Raw genomic sequence first — 19,133 nt, 5'->3', positions numbered from 1 at the left:
AATGGAGAAAATCGAAAGAGTAAGAAGCGCATTTGATGAGGCTGGTATTGACGGTATTTTGTTAACAAATGAACATAGTCGTAGATATATGGCAAACTTCACAGGAACAGCTGGTGTTGTACTGATTTCGAAAAAACGTGCTCAATTTATTACAGATTTCCGCTATGTAGAGCAGGCTAGTAAACAAGCGGTTGGATACGAGATTGTACAGCATGCAGGATTAATCATTGATGAAGTTGCAAAGCAAGTGAAGGAACTGGGAATTCAAAAGCTTGGCTTTGAGCAAGATACTCTTACATATAGTTCTTATTCAACACATAAAGAAGCGATCGATGCTGAATTTATCCCAACTTCTGGGCTTGTAGAAAAGTTACGCTTGATAAAGACTGATTCAGAGATTAAGATATTAAAGGAAGCTGCACAGATTGCAGATGCTGCCTTTGAACATATTCTATCATTCATTCGCCCGGGAGTATCTGAAATTGAAGTGTCAAATGAACTTGAATTTTTCATGAGAAAACAAGGAGCAACATCTTCTTCGTTTGATATTATCGTTGCTTCAGGTCTTCGTTCGGCATTACCGCACGGCGTGGCATCTGAAAAAGTGATAGAAACAGGAGATTTCGTTACATTAGACTTCGGCGCTTATTATAAAGGATATTGCTCTGATATTACTCGTACGATTGCAGTTGGTGAACCATCTGATAAATTAAAAGAAATTTATAATATCGTTTTAGAAGCACAACTACGTGGTGTGAACGGTATTAAAGCTGGTTTAACAGGCCGTGAAGCGGATGCGTTAACGCGCGATTACATAACTGAAAAAGGATATGGTGAATACTTCGGACACTCTACTGGTCATGGAATTGGTCTTGAAATCCATGAAGCACCAGGTTTAGCGTTCCGTTCTGATACAGTACTTGAACCAGGAATGGCTGTAACAGTAGAACCAGGTATTTATATTCCAGGTATTGGCGGCGTACGTATTGAAGATGATATCATTGTAACAAGTGAAGGTAATGAAGTAATTACGAAATCACCAAAAGAACTTATTATTTTGTAATATACAGGAGGATTTTTTTACATGATTTCAGTAAACGATTTTCGTACAGGTTTAACAATTTCAGTGGACAATGCCCTTTGGCAAGTAATGGATTTCCAACACGTAAAGCCAGGTAAAGGTGCTGCATTCGTTCGCTCTAAACTACGTAACCTTCGCACAGGATCTGTTCAAGAGAAAACATTCCGTGCAGGTGAAAAAGTAGAAAAAGCACACATCGAAAACCGTCGTATGCAATACTTATACGCGAGCGGTGAGTCTCACGTATTTATGGATAACGGAACTTACGAGCAAATCGAACTTGGTGAAAACCAAATCGAGCGCGAACTTAAATTCCTAAAAGAAAACATGGAAGTATCTATTATGACATACCAAGATGAAGTACTTGGTGTTGAACTTCCGAACACAGTTGAATTAAAAGTGTCAGAAACAGAGCCTGGTATTAAAGGTGATACAGCTTCTAACGTAACAAAACCAGCTACATTAGAAACTGGTCTTGTTGTACAAGTACCAATTTTCATTAACGAAGGCGAAATGCTTATCATCAACACTGGTGAAGGTAAATACGTTTCTCGTGCATAGTAGAAAAGCACTCGTGATGATCACGAGTGCTTTTTTTATAGGAAATAGGGTAGGTAGTAAATAGCGGTGATAATAAAACTAACTAAAACAAGTGAAAGAGTACCCGCCATATATGGAGTGAAAACGATTTGAAATGGTTTTATTTCGCCAGTCTCAACACCAGTTAATGTTTTACTTATTGCGTGATCCGTAATGTTGTTTCTATGATTACTCATAATAATTAGCCATGTAATTGCAAATATCGCTAAGCTACCAAGGAAAAAGGTCTCCATAAATGACCAACCGACTATTATTGAAAAAAGATAAATAAGAGCTAATTCTACTACGACTGTTAAACTAATTTTTACTACCTTCATATTTTTCCTTCTCCTTTTGTAGGTCTAGCCAATTTAGAAATTTTTCACGTGACACGACATGTAGTACACAAGAAGATTTTACTTCATTCTCTAAGGTAGAATGTTCACCAGGGAATCTATCTTCCACATGCAATGAAATATAAGGCAGTTTTTCTTGTGCTTTTAACGAGCGGACATTATTCGTTTTAGCGCCAGCAAATACGTAGGAAAGTTGTAAGTCCAAAAAAGCAATTTTAAAGATTTCTTTTTTAGCAGCCTCATTATATCCTTTTCCCCAGTATTGATAGCCGAGCCAACTACCAATATGAGATTGTTTCTTCTCAAAATTAATATGTTTAAGTGTGGTGAGACCAATTATTTCGTTTTCTTCATTTACAATCATTCTCGATAAAGATCTCTTTTGGCGCTCTTCTTCTATTGCGAAAAGAAGAAATGCTTTCGTGTCTTCGATCTTTTCTACTGTTATTCCTAATGCATTTTTTATGTGTGGATCACTTGATAGCTTAAAAATCACATTTGCATAGCGTAAATCGAGTGGTACTAAAGTAACGTGTTGCATCGTCTATACCCCTTTTAAATTAAATATACCATAAAAAATTAATATTAAGATTTAATAAAATCGTTAGAGAAAAGTTGTGTTTTTAATTCTGAAATAGACAACCCCTGCATATGGTTGTACAAATATATTCTTTTTTGGAATGTAGCACTAGTAACCGTTATGGGAGAAGGTGGGAGAATGAAACAATGGCTAGCGGCAATGGAAACATCCGTGCTTGTAATGGGGTTACTTCGGTTGTTTTCGGGTAGCGCGGAAATATTCGCCGCTTTGCTTATGCTTTATGTGAATGATGCGAAAAAAGCATTGTTTATAAATGGTATGTTGGCGTTTGTTGGACCGACCGTATTAATTTTAACAATGACAATAGGCATAGCGAGTGTGGCAAGTGAGATTTCTTTCTTGAAACTCTTTTTTCTAGCGCTTGGAATTGGCTGCATTTTTATCGCGTTGTTGAAATAGTAAGTCGAGTATAGTGGGGAGAAGCTGATGAAAGAAGTATTAGAAGTTTTACCGAAAACGATGAAGCAGCTAGTGGAAAGGTGTAAGCAATACAATGCTCTAGAGGAAATTCGTGTTCGAATTGGAAGACCGCTAGAATGTATTGCTCATGGCGAAGTGTTTTTTTATGACTATATCGTTACAGCAGAGGATGCCATTTACTTATTGAATAAGTTAAGTCAATTCTCAATTTATACGATGGAAGAGGAATTAAAACGTGGGTATGTGACACTTCGAGGAGGACATAGAATCGGCTTAGCTGGAAAAGTCATTACAGAAAAAAGCGCAGTGAAAATGATTCGAGATGTCTCTTCCTTTAATATTCGTATCGCTCGTCAAAAAATAGGAATTGCTGAACCACTTTTGCCGTATTTGTATGAGTCAAGATGGTTAAACACGATGGTAATTGGCCCACCGCAAACGGGGAAAACAACACTTTTAAGAGATGTAGCACGTTGTATGAGTCAAGGTGTAAGTGCTTCGAAAATACCTTCTTGTAAAGTCGGGATTGTTGATGAGCGGTCAGAAATTGCAGGTTGCGTGAAAGGCATCCCGCAATATGACTTTGGAGCGCGAGTAGATGTGTTAGACGCATGTCCAAAAGCTGAAGGAATGATGATGATGATTCGTTCTATGAGTCCAGATGTTTTGATTGTAGATGAAATCGGACGTAAAGAAGATAGTGAAGCAATTATGGAGGCCGTGCATGCAGGGGTTCAGCTTTTTATAAGTGCACATGGATTTTCTTATGATGATGTTGTGAAACGTCCATCACTAAAAGCGGTGCTGGAGCTCGGCATATTTGATAGGTTTGTGGAGCTATCAAAAGCAAGAGGGCCAGGAACAGTTATGCAAGTAAAAGATAAATATGGAAAATCGGTATTACCTCATAGAAAGGCTGAGGGCGTATGGTAAAAATATTTGGTGCAGTGTTAATCGTTGCGGTCAGCACCTTTTTCGGGTTTTCATACGCTAAAAGATACAGTGAGAGACCAAGGCAACTTAGATTATTAAAAGCGGCACTTCAATCATTAGAGGCAGAAATTATGTATGGGCATACACCTTTATCTGAAGCCGCTGAGCGATTAGTGAAACAAATGCCGAAGCCGTTAAATTGGATATTTCAAAGTTTCGCTAGAAGGCTAGAAAGTGGAGACCAAACAGTAAGAGAAGCTTGGATAGATAGTTTGAAAGAAAATTGGAAGCTAACAGCATTTCAACAAACTGAGTACGAGATTTTGCAGCAATTTGGCGAAACGCTCGGACAGCATGATCGTGAATCACAACAAAAACATATTCGCTTATGCATTACACATTTAGAGAGAGAAGAAGAAGAAGCGAAAGCATTACAACTGCAATACGAAAAAATGATCAAGAGCTTAGGGGTACTAGCGGGGCTACTTATCGTAATTTTACTGCTATAGGAGGGAGAAAGGCGATGTCCATTGATGTTGGATTAATATTTCAAATCGCCGGAATCGGCATTGTTTTAGCTTTTATTCATACCGTACTAAAAGAATTAAAGCGAGAGGATATTGCAAATTGGGTTATCCTTGTCGGTTTTGTCGTTATTTTATTTCATGTGGCATTTTTAATTAATACGCTATTCGACAAGATTAAGAGTGTCTTTCTCTTCCAGTAAAGGAGGCGGTTCGAATCGAAATTATACAAATTGTCGGATTAGGCCTCGTTGCTACGTTTTTAGCGGCTGTATTAAATCAGCATAAATCTAGCATTACGTCGTTATTTATTGTGTTCGTAGGTAGCGTGATGTTTCTTATTTTAATTGATCAAATTCACTCTATTTTACAAATGATTGAGAGAGTAGCGAGTGAAGCGAAAGTTAGCAACGTATATGTAGAAACGCTGCTAAAAATTATTGGGATTGCTTATATTGCTGAGTTTGGAGCACAAATTACAAAAGATGCAGGGCAGGGTGCAATCGCTTCAAAAATTGAATTAGCTGGAAAAATCTTAATTTTAGTAATGGCGATTCCTATTTTGACGGTTGTCATTGAAACTATTCTCGGATTTTTACCGACGGGATAAGGGGGAGTGAATGTTGAGGGGGTTTGGAGCTAAGCTGCTATTTGCTTGCTTCCTTTTCTTTTCTTTACCGGTTGTTGTACAAGCTTCTCCTGTAGAAACAAACGTCGTTGATCAACAATTGGATAAGCTCGGAATTGAAGATGTGAAGCAATTTTGGGACGGGCTTGTTACAAAATATGGAGGTTATTTACCAGAGAGTCAAAAAGGTAGTTTTATGGAGTTTGTAAAGGGAGAAAAAGAAATTTCTATAAAAGAGTGGATGCTAGGTTTATTAAAGTATTTATTTCACGAGCTTGTTGCAAATGGGAAGCTGCTGGGAACGCTCATTATGCTTACAATTTTTAGTGCATTGTTGCAATCACTGCAATCTGCATTTTCAAAGAGTAGTGTAAGTAAAATTGCGGATGCAGTTGTATATATGGTACTTATTATTTTCGCTTTAAATAGTTTTTATGTCGTCATGACATATGCAAGAGAAACGATACAAACAATGGTAGATTTCATATTAGCGCTATTGCCAATCTTGCTTGCACTCATAGCAACTGGAGGTGGTGTTGTATCTGTATCGTTTTTTCATCCGATTATCATCTTCTTAATGAACACGAGCGGGCTTTTGATGAATTATATCGTTCTACCACTTTTATTACTTGCAACGATATTAAGTATTGTAAGTACGATGAGTGATCAATATAAAGTTACGAAATTGTCCAAGCTTCTGCAAAACGTTAGCGTTGGGATTATCGGTATTTTTTTAACGATTTTTTTAGGGGTATTATCTGTACAAGGAACAGCGACAGCTGTTGCTGATGGAATCGCTGTGAAAACTGCTAAATTTGTAACAGGGAACTTTATTCCCGTAGTAGGAAGAATGTTTACAGAGGCGGCGGATACTGTTATTAGTGCATCGGGATTATTAAAAAACACAGTCGGAATTATTGGACTCGTCATTCTATGTTTAATTGTCGCTTTTCCAGCGATTCAAATTTTTTGTATCGCGTTTATTTATAAATTCGCAGCAGCAGTATTACAGCCAGTTGGCAGCGGAGCAATTATTCAATGTTTAGATATTATCGGACGAAGCATCATTTATGTATTTGCTTGCTTAGCTATCGTATCATTTATGTTCTTTTTAAGTATCACAATTATTATTGCTGCGGGGAACATTACACTTATGATGCGGTAGGAGGTGAAGGGTATGCAATTTGTTACAGAGTGGATTAGAAATATTATCGTTTTTTTACTCTTAGCGACAATGCTTCATCTTATTCTTCCAAATTCAAATTTGCAAAAGTACGTTAAATTCGTTGTAAGTCTATTATTAGTTGTTTTAATCTTAACGCCCCTTTTTAAACTACTGCAAACAGATGTGAATGAAGTAATCGCAAATTTTAATGAAGAGAAGTACGTAGCAGAAGGATCTGTAAAAAATTCAATAGATTCGAAGAAAAAAGAAATACAAGCTCTAACACGTGCATATAGTTTAGAAGAGATGGCTACCAAAATGAAAAAAGAAGTAGGAAAAGAATTCGAGAAAAAGTATGGTATGACAGTCTCTGAAATACAAATAGTCGCAGCGGAAAGTACAGCGGAAGTAAAGTCAGCAAAAGATATTCAAACTGTTGTTGTGACGTTGAAAGAAAAAGAACGTAGTAAAAATGATGCAATCGAAACAGTAAAACCAGTTGAAATTAACACGAAGGAACCTCCGAAAAAAGTAGAAGAAACGAATGTAGAAATGAAAGATTTCTTTTCAAGCAGGTGGCAACTAGAGAATAAACAAATCCAAGTTCAAATGGAAGGGAGGACAGGTAGAGTAAATGGACAATAAAGATAAAAATTCGAAGTTCTCATTTTTTCGAAACTTATTGAATGGGGATGAAAAAGAAAGCAATGAGAAGGGAAAAAAGATAACACCTAAGTTTTTACTTGTCCTACTCATACTTGGGATTTTGCTTATGTTTTCTAGTAGTCTTTTTTCAAGTAAAAAAGAAGAAGTACCTGTATTTAAAGAACAAAAAACGCAAAACCAAGAAAAAGACGTACCAACTTTTGGACAAAAAAATAATGATAGTATGTCAAATGTAGAAAAGTATGAAAAAGCGTATGAACAAGAATTAAAAGCAGCCTTAGAAGAAATAGCGGGAGTAAAAAATGTAACGATTAAAGTAAATTTAGATTCATCAGAAGAAAAAATATTAGAGAAAAATACAGTGAAACGTTCACAAACAACAGGTGAAACAGATAAGACAGGTGGTAAGAGGGAAGTAGAAGATGAGTCCCTTGATGAAAAGACAGTCATTATACGTGAAGGTGATAAAGAAACTCCTGTTGTTTTACGAACAGAGAAACCGAAAGTACGAGGTGTTCTTGTCGTAGCAAAAGGAGTGGATAATATACAAGTTAAAGCGATGGTAAAAGAAGCTGTCATACGGCTGCTAGATGTACCAGCCCATCGCGTTTCAGTTTCACCGAAAAATTGATAGGGAGGAAATAAAGTGTTAAAAAAACAAACGGTTTGGCTATTAACGATGTTAAGTTTAGTTGTTGTACTATCTGTTTATTACGTAACAACTCCTGACAAAATGAATACAGCATCGCCGGCAACAGGTGAAAAGATTGGACAAGAAAAACAAGGTACTGATAAAGCAGTAACAAATGAAGCACCTAAAGAAACGCCAAAAAAAGAAAATACAAGCAAGGAAACATCAAATAAAGAAACAGACAAAAAAGAGAGTGCTAACAAAGAAACAAGTAAAAAAGATGCTAACGTAACAGTTCAATCAAGTGATGAAAATTTCACAGCACTACGTATGCAAATGGAAGATCAGCTAAGTGAACAAAAATCAAGATTACAAGAAGTTATGAATTCAGCAAAATCTTCAGCAACAGAAAAGAGTAAAGCGAAAGATAATTTTGATGCAATTACTACAATGGAAACGAAGCAAGAATTACTTGAGACAGTGATTAAGTCTCAAGGAGGATATAAAGATGCCCTTGTAAGAGCTGATGGAACTGATATTAGAGTAACTGTGAAAGCAGCAAAGCATTCACAAAAAGAAGCGAATAAAATTATACAGCTTGTAAGAAGTGAAGGCGGATCAAAAGATGTAGGTGTGAAATTTGATCCACCGACAAAATAAAAACTAATAATCCGCGGGGGAATCCCCTGCGGATTATTAGTTTTTACGAATCGGATTGTTTGAAAATAATTATAGAAAAAAGCTATCATTTTCGATAGCTTTTTTCTGTTTCGTCTTTGTAGTTGTTTTTATTATGTTCAACTCGGAATGGAGAAATACGTTGTGAGTAAAAGATTAGCGGTTCATGGTAACGATGATTACTTTTTCCGGATTTGACGTGGATGAAGAGAACGAATGCCCAGACCATTACGGCAGGTAAGAAGAGAATGAGCCATATCATATGTCCACACCTCGATACGATATATTTTCTACACTTTGAACATACTATTCTTATATGAAGGAATGATGAACGGTGTGTAAACAAAAAAATAATATTTGGTAAAAATATGTTGTTGACTATAGATGAGGTGAAGAGTGGAGCGGTAATGATCTGTTTATTGTGTAGCATTGTGAAAAAAGTAAGGAATGTTTTTTAGAAGTGGTCTTGCCAATTTCGTGTGAAACTTGGTATTATTACTAGGTAATAATTTTTTATTGGAATAATATTTTTACAGGAGTTTCGATTTATTATAAAGAAATATAAATTGGAATGTTTAAAAAATTTATCGTAAGATGGAAATAGCAACTATTTCTATTAGTAAATGAAATGCATTTTCTAATAGAGTACATCGTATTTTTACAGTCAATCTAGTTTTAGTGACGAGAATCTGTAAAAACGGGACAAACAAGAGTATGGGAGTGGATTTTACATGTTTAAAATTCAAGAAGTTCGTGAATTAATTAAATTAATTGATAGCTCTAATATTGATGAATTTGAATACAAAAAAGATGGTACGACAATCAAAATGAAAAAGCGTGGTAATGAAGTTGTTGCGGTGCAAGCACCTGTAGCAAAACAAGTCGTACAACCAGTAGCACCTGTTGAAGTTGAAACAACAGTAGCGGCAGCACAAGTGGAAGTACCAAAACAAGAAGAGAAAAAAGCGGTTCAAAATGAAAACCTACATAAAATTACATCACCAATGGTAGGTACATTCTATTCTTCATCTTCGCCTGATACACCTGCATATGTAAGTGTAGGAGACAGAGTATCAAAAGATTCTATCGTATGCATTGTCGAGGCTATGAAGTTATTTAACGAAATCGATGCAGATGTAGATGGTGAAATTGTTGAGATTCTTGTTAATAATGGACAGCTTGTTGAGTATGGACAACCGCTATTTCTTGTAAAAGCGTAATAAGGGAGTCTTTGTGATGATAAAAAAAGTATTAATAGCCAATCGTGGGGAAATTGCTGTACGAATTATTCGTGCTTGTAAAGAAATGGATATTGAAACGGTCGCAATTTATTCAGAAGCAGATAAAGAGTCACTTCACGTACAAATTGCTGATGAGGCGTATTGTGTAGGGCCAACGATTTCGAAAGAAAGCTATTTAAATTTGACGAATATTATTAGTGTTGCGAAGTTAACAGGCTGCGACGCTATTCATCCAGGATACGGATTTTTAGCAGAGAATGCAGATTTTGCAGAGCTATGCCGTGAATGTAACTTAATTTTTATCGGTCCAAGTCCAGAAGCTATTTCAAAGATGGGCACAAAAGACGTTGCTCGTGATACAATGAAAGAAGCAGGGGTTCCGATTGTACCAGGTTCACAAGGGATTATTAAAAATACCGAAGAAGCGATCGAGCTTGCTAATCAAATTGGATATCCAGTTATTATTAAAGCGACTGCAGGTGGCGGCGGAAAAGGTATTCGTGTTGCACGCCATGAAGAAGAGCTTGTAAAAGGAATTCAAATTACACAGCAAGAAGCTAGTACCGCTTTTGGGAACCCTGGTGTATACTTAGAAAAGTACGTTGAAGATTTCCGCCATGTTGAGATTCAAATAATGGCAGATACACATGGAAATGCCATTCATTTAGGAGAGCGTGATTGTACAATTCAGCGCCGCTTGCAAAAACTACTAGAAGAAAGTCCATCACCTGCACTTGATGAAAATGTTCGTAAGCAGATGGGTGATGCGGCAGTTAAAGCGGCGGTAGCGGTTGATTATACAGGTGCTGGTACGGTTGAGTTTATTTATGAATATAGAACGAAAAGCTTTTATTTCATGGAGATGAATACGAGAATTCAAGTTGAGCATCCAGTTACAGAAATGGTAACAGGGATGGATTTAATTAAAGAACAAATTCGTGTTGCTTCTGGAGAAAAGTTATCGTTACAGCAAGAAGAAGTACAATTTAATGGTTGGGCAATTGAATGCCGAATTAATGCGGAAAACCCTGCCAAAAAATTTATGCCATCTCCAGGTAAAGTAGAAATGTACTTGCCACCAGGCGGATTTGGTATTCGCGTCGATTCAGCTGTATATCCGGGATATTCAATCCCACCTTTCTATGATTCGATGGTTGCTAAATTAATTGTTCACGGAAAAACACGTGAAGAGGCAATTGCAAAAATGAAGCGTGCACTCAGTGAGTTTGTCATTGAAGGCGTACATACAACAATCCCGTTCCATTTGCAATTGCTAGATCATCCTGATTTTGTAAAAGGTGAGTTTAATACGAAATTTTTGGAAGAGCATGAACTTGTGACGCAGTGATACATTAAAGGAGGTTTTTTTCATGGCTGAACATATGTTAGATATGGGTCAAGATACAACTCTTGGTAAAGTAGAAATTGCACCAGAAGTAATTGAAGTAATCGCAGGTATTGCAGCTGCTGAAGTAGAAGGTGTAGCGGCAATGCGTGGTAATTTTGCTACAGATGTTGTTGAGAAGTTAGGTAAGAAAAATCATGGTAAAGGTGTAAAGGTTGAATTAGCAAACGAAGATATTATCGTTGACCTTTATGTTGTAATGTATTTTGGCGTAGCAATTCCAGTTGTTGCACAAAAGATTCAAGACAACATTCGTCAGGCACTCTTTACAATGACAGGGCTTGAGCCAAAAGAAGTGAATGTTCACATCGTTGGCGTAACATTCGAAACACAAAAAACAGAAATCGAACCAGTGTAAGAATGAAAAGGTGCCTAGTAACATAGGCACCTTTTTTATCGTTTCATTTCTTCACAAATTAAAACCCTCTAATTATTATACTATTTCAAAAAATAAGAAATCAAAAAGAAGATGTTTCGTTTTTCCAAAAAACGTACATTGTGATAAGATATGGAACTTGAAGTTAATCTTTTTATTATTTTTCAGCCTTGTAACCCGTGTATGAAACGATAAATTGTGTTATTATCATTGTATTATAAGGTTGGAAAATCAATGAAAACTGTAAGAGTAAGTGAATTGACGGCTTATAAATTATAATAATATAACAAAGCATAAGGAAAGACTTGAAGCATAAAGGAGAGTTACAATGAAACGTAGGACGGCTAGAGAAAGAGCTATGCAAGCATTATACCAAATGGATATTACAGGTGAATTAGAACCGAAAGTAGCGGTGGAAAACACGCTAGATGAAGGTGAAGAAACAAATGAGTTTCTAGAATCACTTGTAGTAGGTTTTGTAGAAAATAAAGAAGTAATTGATGAAGCGATTCGTCAAAACTTAAAAAAATGGAAGCTGGAGCGTATTAGTATTGTTGATCGCAGTATTTTACGTGTAGCTGTGTATGAAATGAAATACATGGAAGAAATTCCACACAACGTAACAATTAACGAAGCGATTGAAATTGCTAAAACATTTGGGGATGAGGAATCTCGTCGTTTTATTAACGGCGTTTTATCTAATATAAAAGATACACTGTAATTTCTTTAAGGGGGAATCTTAAAATGGTAGCAGTAATCATCAAAGGAAATGAAGTTGCGGAGAAAAAACGAGCACAATTAACAGAAGAAGTTGTGAAGTTGAAAGAGCAAGGGATTGTACCAGGATTAGCAGTTATTCTAGTTGGAGAAGATCCAGCATCTCGTTCTTATGTAAAAGGAAAAGAAAAGGGCTGTGAACAAGTAGGAATCTATTCAGAGCTAATTGAACTTCCTGAAACAATTACTGAGGAGCGTTTGCTTGCTGAAATCGATCGCTTAAATGGCGATGACCGTATTAATGGCATTTTAGTGCAATTACCTTTACCAAAACATATTGAAGAAAAAGCTATCATTGAAAGAATTTCACCAGAAAAAGATGTAGATGGATTTCACCCAATCAGCGTGGGACGTATGATGACGGGACAAGATACATTCCTTCCATGTACACCGCACGGTATTGTAGAATTAGTAAAAGAAACAAATCTTGATATCTCGGGAAAACATGTTGTAGTAATTGGAAGAAGTAATATTGTCGGCAAGCCAGTGGGGCAATTGTTCTTAAATGAAAATGCAACTGTCACATATTGTCATTCTAAAACGCAAAATATGAAAGAGTTAACGAAGTTAGCTGATATTTTAATCGTAGCTGTTGGACGACCTAAAATGGTAACAGCTGATTATATTAAAGAAGGAGCGGTTGTAATCGACGTTGGTGTGAACCGTTTAGAAACAGGTAAACTTTGTGGTGATGTTGATTTTGACAACGTGTTAGATGTTGCAGGTTACATTACACCTGTGCCAAGGGGTGTTGGTCCAATGACGATCACAATGCTTCTTCATAATACTGTTGAATCTGCTAAGCGTGTAGGTGTCGTTTGTAAATAATTTGAGTCGGCTATGAGGAGAGAGAAATGGAAAAACAATATTTAACCGTTACAGCGTTAACACGCTATATAAAAACAAAAATAGAATATGATCCGCATTTGCAGTCTGTTTGGTTAAAAGGTGAAATTTCCAACTTTAAAAATCATAGTCGTGGCCACATGTACTTTACATTGAAAGATGAAAATGCAAGAATCGCAGCGGTTATGTTTGCGGGTCATAATCGTAATATTAAATTCAGACCTGAAAATGGGATGAAGGTACTTGTGAAAGGGAAAATTTCCGTTTACGAGGCGAGTGGTTCTTATCAAATTTATATTCAAGACATGCAGCCTGACGGAGTCGGAAACCTGCATTTAGCTTACGAACAATTAAAGGTTCGTTTAGAGGAAGAAGGTTTGTTTTCTCAAGTTTATAAAAAAACAATTCCTCCTTATGCTAAAACAATAGGTGTGATTACGTCGCCAACAGGGGCAGCGATTCGTGATGTTATAACAACGATTAAACGTCGTTATCCAATTGGAAATGTTATTGTGTTTCCGGTACTTGTACAGGGGGAGTCAGCAGCTCCCTCAATTGTACAAGCGATTCGTACAGCGAATGAAATGGGAGAGATAGATGTCCTAATCGTTGGGCGAGGGGGAGGCTCTATTGAAGAGTTATGGGCTTTCAATGAAGAAATGGTAGCAAGGGCAATCTTTAAGAGTGAGATCCCTATTATTTCGGCAGTAGGCCATGAAACGGACTTTACAATTGCGGATTTTGTTGCCGATTTACGTGCGCCAACACCGACTGCAGCAGCTGAGCTGGCAGCGCCTAACATTATAGAGTTACAAGAAAAGGTATTACAAAGAACTCTAAGATTGCAAAGAGCAATGAGAGAGTTAGTACATAAAAAAGAAGAAAAACTACAAGTATTGCAAAAATCTTATGCGTTCCGTTATCCAAGACAAGTATATGAGCAAAAAGAAGAGCAATTAGATAGAGCGTTAGAACAGCTTGTTTTAGCGAAAGAGCGCTATATTGATAAAAAGGTAAATCAGTTAAAACAGCTTTCATTTTATTTAGAGAAGCACCACCCAGCTCAAAAAATTATGCAAACGAAGGTAGCGGTTGAAACATTGCAAAAGCAATTGCAACGTGAAATGCAAACATTACTTCAGACGAAAGAATTTGCTTTTGTAAGAGCTGCTCAAAAACTTGAAGCGTTAAGTCCGCTTAAAGTAATGATGAGAGGGTACGGGCTTGTATATGATGAAGAGAAGCAAGTGTTAAAAAGTGTGAAAGATGTCAGCCTTGGAGATGCTGTTTCAGTTCAATTACAAGATGGAATACTAGATTGTAGCGTATCAGGCATAGAGGAGCGTGAATTGAATAATGGAAAATAAATTAAGCTTTGAAGAGGCAATTTCGCAACTTGAGCACCTCGTTTCTAAGCTAGAGCAAGGTGACGTACCTTTAGAAGAAGCAATTTCTTATTTTAAAGAGGGTATGGAATTATCTAAGCTTTGTGATGAGAAGTTGAAGAACGTACAAGAACAAATGGCAGTTATTCTTGGGGAAGATGGAGAGCTTGAACCGTTTACTGCTTTAGGAGATGAAGCATAGTGACTATTGCTTTTGATACTTTTTTGAAAGAAAGTAAAACTTTCGTAGAAGAGAAGCTTGTAAGCTATGCAAATGAATTACAATGTCCAAATGTACTTCGTGAAGCGATGGCATATTCTTTGGAGGCAGGTGGAAAGCGTCTCCGCCCGTTACTTTTATTTGCGACATTACAAGCGTTTGGTAAAGAAAGAAATCTTGGAATAGGTGCAGCTTGTGCTCTTGAAATGATACATACATACTCGTTAGTTCATGATGATTTACCTTGTATGGATGATGATGATTTAAGAAGAGGTAAGCCCACAAATCATAAAGTATTTGGTGAAGCGATGGCAGTTTTAGCAGGCGATGGTTTGTTGACGTATGCTTTTCAAATTATTATGGCATATGAACAAAAGGAAATCTCTGCTGAAAAAAAAGTAAGACTTGTACTTGAGCTTGCAAAAGCGGCAGGACCAGAAGGAATGGTTGGCGGACAGGTGGCAGATATGGAAGCTGAAGGGAAACAGCTTACGATGGATGAGTTGGAGTATATTCATAAGCATAAGACTGGGAAACTACTTGAATTCGCTGTGCTTGCAGGATCGATACTTTCTGATGCCACAGAAGAACAAGAAGAAAAGTTACTTGCGTTTGCAAAATATATCGGCCTAGCTTTCCAAATTCGAGATGATATTTTAGATGTGGAAGGAACCGAAGAAGAGATTGGAAAACCAATTGGTAGTGATGTTTCCAACGAAAAGAGCACATATACGACGTTATTTACTGTAGATAGAGCAAAGGATATTTTAGAAGAAACAATTGCAAAAGCAAAAGGTGCTATTGGTTCCTTGCAATTACAAGATGAATATTTACTATCTATTTGCGATTTGATTGCAAAACGTAATAACTAATATAACAGCGTTTCCATTTGTTGAGTCATTCATCATTTTATGATATAAATGTAGGAAAAGGTTTTTCTTTTCTTGTTATTGGCAAAAATATATGTAGATTACATTGCCGTTATCACTTCGTGTTAGCGGCTATTTTTTTCATCGCCTAAAGAAATATGGTTTATAATGGGATTAGGGCGCAATAGACTGGTTAATTGCAGGACAAGGTGAAAAATAAAAAAAGATAATTTCTTGTTTTGTGTAAATGTTTTTTATAATATTTGACATGTTGACAGATTATGAAATGAAAGTGAGTGATCCATGTGGATCTAACGCAAATTCAAAACCCTAGTTTTTTGAAAGATATGTCTATCGGTGAACTAGAGGGATTGAGTGAGGATATTCGTAAGTTTTTAATTGAAGAGCTCTCTCAAACAGGTGGACATATTGCACCTAATTTAGGTGTAGTAGAACTCACAATTGCTCTGCATAAATTATTTGATAGTCCGAAAGATAAATTTTTATGGGACGTAGGACATCAATCCTATGTACATAAAATTTTAACAGGACGTGCAAAGGAATTCGGTACATTAAGGCAATATCAAGGTCTATGTGGTTTCCCAAAACGTTGCGAGAGTGAGCACGATGTATGGGAAACTGGCCATAGCTCGACATCATTATCTGCTGCAATGGGAATGGCTCTAGCACGTGATTTAAAGAAAACGAAAGAATATGTTATACCAATCATTGGAGATGGTGCTCTAACAGGCGGAATGGCTTTAGAGGCATTGAACCATATTGGACATGAAAAAACAGACATGATTGTTATTTTGAATGATAATGAAATGTCAATTGCACCAAACGTTGGTGCGCTTCATAATGTACTTGGACGTCTACGTACCGCAGGGAAATACCATTGGGTAAAAGATGAACTAGAGTATATATTAAAGAAAATCCCAGCAGTCGGTGGGAAAGTTGCTGCGACAGCAGAGAAAATAAAAGATAGTCTTAAATATCTACTAGTATCCGGTGTCTTTTTCGAAGAATTAGGCTTTACATATTTAGGTCCAGTTGATGGGCACGATTATGAAAAGTTATTCGAAACGTTGCAATACGCAAAGAAAACAAAAGGCCCAGTGCTTGTTCATGTTATTACGAAAAAAGGAAAAGGTTATAAACCAGCTGAGAGTGATGTTATTGGAACTTGGCATGGAACAGGACCTTATAAAATTGAATCAGGTGACTTCGTTAAACCGAAAGAGGTTGCACCAGCATGGAGTGCTGTTGTTAGTGATACAGTACTTAAGCTAGCAAGAACGGATGAGCGTATCGTTGCAATTACACCTGCAATGCCTGTTGGATCGAAACTTGAGAAATTCCAAAAAGAATTCCCGGATCGTATGATTGATGTAGGTATTGCAGAACAACATGCTACAACAATGGCAGCGGGTATGGCAACGCAAGGAATGAAGCCATTCTTAGCGATTTATTCAACATTTTTACAAAGAGCATATGACCAAGTTGTTCATGATATATGCCGCCAAAATTTAAATGTCTTCATCGGAATCGATCGCTCTGGATTAGTAGGAGCAGATGGTGAAACGCATCAAGGTGTATTTGACATCTCATTCTTACGCCACTTGCCGAATATGGTAATTATGATGCCGAAAGATGAAAATGAAGGGCAACATTTAGTATATACGGCGATGCAATATGAAGATGGACCAATCGCATTACGTTATGCGCGTGGTAATGGACTTGGTGTTCCTATGGATGAAGAATTAAAGGCGATTCCAATCGGTTCATGGGAAACGTTAAAAGAAGGTAAACAAGCGGCTATTTTAACATTTGGTACGACAATACCAATGGCAATGGAAGCAGCTGAGCGTCTTGAAAAGGCTGGAGTTTCAGTGAAAGTAGTGAACGCTCGCTTTATTAAACCGATGGATGAAGCATATTTACATGATCTCTTAGGGAAAAATATACCGATTTTAACGATTGAAGAAGCTTGCTTAATTGGTGGTTTTGGAACGGGAGTAGTTGAATTTGCGTCTGAGAACGGGTACCATAGTGCGTTAATTGAACGAATGGGTATTCCAGATCGTTTCATAGAGCACGGTAGTGTAACAAAATTATTAGAAGAAATCGGTTTAACGACAGATGCTGTTGTAGACCGTATTCATACAATGATTCCATCAAAACAAAAAAGGGCGTAACAAATGAGTGCAAAAAAAGAAAGAGTAGATGTACTATTAGTAGAGCGAGGACTTATAGAAACACGTGAGAAAGCAAAACGCGCCGTTATGGCTGGACTTGTATATGCGAATGAGATGAGACTTGATAAGCCAGGAGAGAAGATCCCACAAGATACAGAGATTACGGTGAAGGGCCAAGTTATGCCGTATGTAAGCCGTGGTGGTTATAAACTTGAAAAGGCATTAGAGACATTTCACCTGGATTTACAAGATAAAGTTATGATAGATATTGGTTCATCAACTGGTGGCTTTACAGATTGTGCGCTTCAAAACGGAGCGAAATTATCTTATGCATTAGATGTAGGATACAATCAACTTGCGTGGAAATTGCGTCAAGATGAGCGTGTTGTCGTAATGGAACGGACAAACTTCCGTTACGTGACACCAGCAGACTTAGAACGTGGTTTACCGCAATTTGCTAGTATCGATGTTTCATTTATATCATTAAAGCTTATACTGCCGGTTTTAAAAACAATGCTTATGCCTAATGGGGATGTAGCAGCGTTAATTAAACCGCAGTTTGAAGCTGGAAGAGAGCAAGTTGGGAAAAAAGGTATCGTTCGTGATCGAAAAGTACATGAGGCTGTCGTAGAAATGATTGTCGACTTTGCTATAAAAGAAGGATACGACGTAGAAGGTTTAACATTCTCACCAATTACGGGCGGGGATGGTAATATTGAATTTTTAATTCATCTGAAATGGCATGGTGAACGTGAGAATGGCGAAAATCATTCTCCAGTTTCTGTTGAGCAAGTAGTTACAGAGGCGCATGATGTCCTAAAACAAAAAGGAAAAGGGGAATAACATATGTTATTCCTCTTTTTGTTGTAATTGTATAATGATTGTAAAAACAATTGTGTACAAGCAACGAATTATAAGTTAACATAAATAAGTGAAGTATACCAATGTTTAAACTATGGTAAGAGATAGTGTGAGGTGCAAATGTATGAATAAAGGTCAGCGCCATATTAAAATCAGGGAAATTATTGCGAACAAAGAAATTGAAACACAAGATGAATTAGTTGATATTTTACGTAATGAGGGATTTAATGTAACGCAAGCAACAGTATCGCGCGATATTAAAGAACTGCACTTAGTGAAAGTGCCATTACATGATGGTCGCTATAAATATAGCTTGCCAGCAGATCAACGATTTAATCCGTTACAAAAATTAAAACGCAATCTAGTGGATTCATTTGTAAAATTAGACACGGCAGGACATATGCTTGTGCTAAAAACATTGCCTGGTAACGCTCATTCACTTGGAGCACTTATTGATCATTTAGAGTGGGATGAGATCATCGGAACCATCTGTGGTGATGATACTTGCTTAATTATTTGCCGTACACCTGAAGATACAGGTGTTGTCTCTGATCGTTTCTTAAATATGCTGTAATAAAAAAATCTTGTTTGCTTTCCTCTGTAAAGTGGAAAGTGAACAGGATTTTTTTATTGGTTAAAAATGTGAATTCTTAATTGTAATATAATATTTTCTTTGAATAAAATTAGAAAATA

25 protein-coding genes are annotated in these 19,133 nt (G+C 36.9%); 22 read left to right on the top strand and 3 right to left on the bottom strand.

Features of this window, described 5'->3' with window-relative positions; translation table 11 throughout:
• The first annotated feature begins 1 nt into the window (after position 1).
• Positions 2–1,063: a Xaa-Pro dipeptidase gene (gene pepQ, locus ILS93_RS08790; RefSeq protein WP_064474823.1), complete on the top strand. Its 1,062-nt coding sequence runs from the start codon at positions 2–4 to the stop codon at positions 1,061–1,063.
• A gap of 21 nt (positions 1,064–1,084) precedes the next feature.
• Entirely contained in the window at positions 1,085–1,642 is a 558-nt protein-coding gene (efp, locus tag ILS93_RS08785; protein WP_000626521.1) for an elongation factor P, read from the top strand.
• A gap of 35 nt (positions 1,643–1,677) precedes the next feature.
• Here the strand turns inward: efp and ILS93_RS08780 are convergent, their stop codons facing one another.
• Positions 1,678–1,998, bottom strand: a complete 321-nt coding sequence (locus ILS93_RS08780; RefSeq protein WP_064474824.1) for a hypothetical protein — start codon at positions 1,996–1,998, stop codon at positions 1,678–1,680.
• Positions 1,979–2,557: a GNAT family N-acetyltransferase gene (locus ILS93_RS08775; RefSeq protein WP_222660335.1), complete on the bottom strand. Its 579-nt coding sequence runs from the start codon at positions 2,555–2,557 to the stop codon at positions 1,979–1,981. The genes ILS93_RS08780 and ILS93_RS08775 overlap by 20 nt, the downstream gene beginning before the upstream one ends.
• 177 nt (positions 2,558–2,734) lie before the next feature.
• On the opposite strand from ILS93_RS08775, the gene ILS93_RS08770 reads away from it, so the two are divergent.
• The 9 genes from ILS93_RS08770 to ILS93_RS08730 are packed head-to-tail and all read left to right on the top strand — an operon-like array spanning position 2,735 to position 8,244.
• Positions 2,735–3,016, top strand: coding sequence for a YqhV family protein (locus ILS93_RS08770; RefSeq protein ID WP_000816054.1), 282 nt, complete (start codon positions 2,735–2,737; stop codon positions 3,014–3,016).
• Between the two features lie 27 nt (positions 3,017–3,043).
• On the top strand, positions 3,044–3,970 hold the full coding sequence (spoIIIAA, locus tag ILS93_RS08765; RefSeq protein ID WP_064474826.1) for a stage III sporulation protein AA: 927 nt from the start codon (positions 3,044–3,046) through the stop codon (positions 3,968–3,970).
• Positions 3,964–4,479: a stage III sporulation protein SpoIIIAB gene (gene spoIIIAB / locus ILS93_RS08760; protein WP_000238694.1), complete on the top strand. Its 516-nt coding sequence runs from the start codon at positions 3,964–3,966 to the stop codon at positions 4,477–4,479. Before spoIIIAA ends, spoIIIAB begins: the two co-directional genes overlap by 7 nt.
• Before the next feature lie 14 nt (positions 4,480–4,493).
• Positions 4,494–4,697: a stage III sporulation protein AC gene (spoIIIAC, locus tag ILS93_RS08755; protein WP_000020914.1), complete on the top strand. Its 204-nt coding sequence runs from the start codon at positions 4,494–4,496 to the stop codon at positions 4,695–4,697.
• Between the two features lie 23 nt (positions 4,698–4,720).
• Positions 4,721–5,104: a stage III sporulation protein AD gene (gene spoIIIAD / locus ILS93_RS08750; protein WP_077393170.1), complete on the top strand. Its 384-nt coding sequence runs from the start codon at positions 4,721–4,723 to the stop codon at positions 5,102–5,104.
• Positions 5,105–5,114: 10 nt separating this feature from the next.
• Complete coding sequence (spoIIIAE, locus tag ILS93_RS08745; protein ID WP_000943696.1) at positions 5,115–6,287, top strand: stage III sporulation protein AE; 1,173 nt, start codon at positions 5,115–5,117, stop codon at positions 6,285–6,287.
• A gap of 12 nt (positions 6,288–6,299) precedes the next feature.
• Entirely contained in the window at positions 6,300–6,932 is a 633-nt protein-coding gene (spoIIIAF, locus tag ILS93_RS08740) for a stage III sporulation protein AF (protein ID WP_001161039.1), read from the top strand.
• Positions 6,922–7,584, top strand: a complete 663-nt coding sequence (gene spoIIIAG / locus ILS93_RS08735) for a stage III sporulation protein AG (protein ID WP_000368870.1) — start codon at positions 6,922–6,924, stop codon at positions 7,582–7,584. Before spoIIIAF ends, spoIIIAG begins: the two co-directional genes overlap by 11 nt.
• Before the next feature lie 15 nt (positions 7,585–7,599).
• Entirely contained in the window at positions 7,600–8,244 is a 645-nt protein-coding gene (locus ILS93_RS08730; protein WP_000914706.1) for a SpoIIIAH-like family protein, read from the top strand.
• An 85-nt stretch (positions 8,245–8,329) separates the two neighbouring features.
• On the opposite strand, the gene ILS93_RS08725 is transcribed toward ILS93_RS08730, so the two are convergent.
• The gene (locus ILS93_RS08725; RefSeq protein ID WP_046957516.1) at positions 8,330–8,524 is read right to left on the bottom strand and encodes a hypothetical protein; all 195 of its coding nucleotides are present in this window, start codon (positions 8,522–8,524) and stop codon (positions 8,330–8,332) included.
• A 469-nt stretch (positions 8,525–8,993) separates the two neighbouring features.
• On the opposite strand from ILS93_RS08725, the gene accB reads away from it, so the two are divergent.
• From accB to argR, 11 genes are all read left to right on the top strand, one after another.
• Complete coding sequence (gene accB / locus ILS93_RS08720; RefSeq protein ID WP_000472874.1) at positions 8,994–9,482, top strand: acetyl-CoA carboxylase biotin carboxyl carrier protein; 489 nt, start codon at positions 8,994–8,996, stop codon at positions 9,480–9,482.
• Between the two features lie 16 nt (positions 9,483–9,498).
• Positions 9,499–10,851: an acetyl-CoA carboxylase biotin carboxylase subunit gene (gene accC / locus ILS93_RS08715; RefSeq protein ID WP_000592872.1), complete on the top strand. Its 1,353-nt coding sequence runs from the start codon at positions 9,499–9,501 to the stop codon at positions 10,849–10,851.
• Between the two features lie 22 nt (positions 10,852–10,873).
• On the top strand, positions 10,874–11,266 hold the full coding sequence (locus ILS93_RS08710) for an Asp23/Gls24 family envelope stress response protein (protein ID WP_000807630.1): 393 nt from the start codon (positions 10,874–10,876) through the stop codon (positions 11,264–11,266).
• A 346-nt stretch (positions 11,267–11,612) separates the two neighbouring features.
• On the top strand, positions 11,613–12,005 hold the full coding sequence (gene nusB / locus ILS93_RS08705; RefSeq protein WP_000830249.1) for a N utilization substance protein NusB: 393 nt from the start codon (positions 11,613–11,615) through the stop codon (positions 12,003–12,005).
• 23 nt (positions 12,006–12,028) lie between these two features.
• Positions 12,029–12,889: a bifunctional methylenetetrahydrofolate dehydrogenase/methenyltetrahydrofolate cyclohydrolase FolD gene (gene folD, locus ILS93_RS08700; RefSeq protein ID WP_064474827.1), complete on the top strand. Its 861-nt coding sequence runs from the start codon at positions 12,029–12,031 to the stop codon at positions 12,887–12,889.
• Positions 12,890–12,915: 26 nt separating this feature from the next.
• Positions 12,916–14,274 (top strand): exodeoxyribonuclease VII large subunit, encoded by a 1,359-nt coding sequence (gene xseA, locus ILS93_RS08695; RefSeq protein ID WP_000415269.1) that lies wholly within the window; start codon positions 12,916–12,918, stop codon positions 14,272–14,274.
• Positions 14,264–14,494, top strand: a complete 231-nt coding sequence (gene xseB / locus ILS93_RS08690) for an exodeoxyribonuclease VII small subunit (protein WP_000428423.1) — start codon at positions 14,264–14,266, stop codon at positions 14,492–14,494. Before xseA ends, xseB begins: the two co-directional genes overlap by 11 nt.
• Positions 14,494–15,384, top strand: coding sequence for a (2E,6E)-farnesyl diphosphate synthase (ispA, locus tag ILS93_RS08685; RefSeq protein WP_064474828.1), 891 nt, complete (start codon positions 14,494–14,496; stop codon positions 15,382–15,384). Before xseB ends, ispA begins: the two co-directional genes overlap by 1 nt.
• Positions 15,385–15,686: 302 nt before the next feature.
• Positions 15,687–17,579, top strand: coding sequence for a 1-deoxy-D-xylulose-5-phosphate synthase (gene dxs, locus ILS93_RS08680; RefSeq protein ID WP_064474829.1), 1,893 nt, complete (start codon positions 15,687–15,689; stop codon positions 17,577–17,579).
• Positions 17,580–17,582: 3 nt separating this feature from the next.
• Positions 17,583–18,422 carry a TlyA family RNA methyltransferase gene (locus ILS93_RS08675; protein WP_001274751.1) on the top strand — a complete coding sequence of 280 codons (840 nt, stop codon included), beginning with the start codon at positions 17,583–17,585 and terminating at the stop codon, positions 18,420–18,422.
• Between the two features lie 142 nt (positions 18,423–18,564).
• The gene (gene argR / locus ILS93_RS08670; RefSeq protein WP_001032581.1) at positions 18,565–19,014 is read left to right on the top strand and encodes an arginine repressor ArgR; all 450 of its coding nucleotides are present in this window, start codon (positions 18,565–18,567) and stop codon (positions 19,012–19,014) included.
• Positions 19,015–19,133 lie beyond the last annotated feature (119 nt).

The sequence above is a fragment of the Bacillus sp. 16GRE42 genome (assembly GCF_019837435.1).
In the GTDB taxonomy this organism is placed as follows: domain Bacteria; phylum Bacillota; class Bacilli; order Bacillales; family Bacillaceae_G; genus Bacillus_A; species Bacillus_A wiedmannii.
The sequence above is the reverse complement of the archived record's forward strand: the minus strand, read 5'-3'. Positions and strand labels throughout refer to the sequence as shown.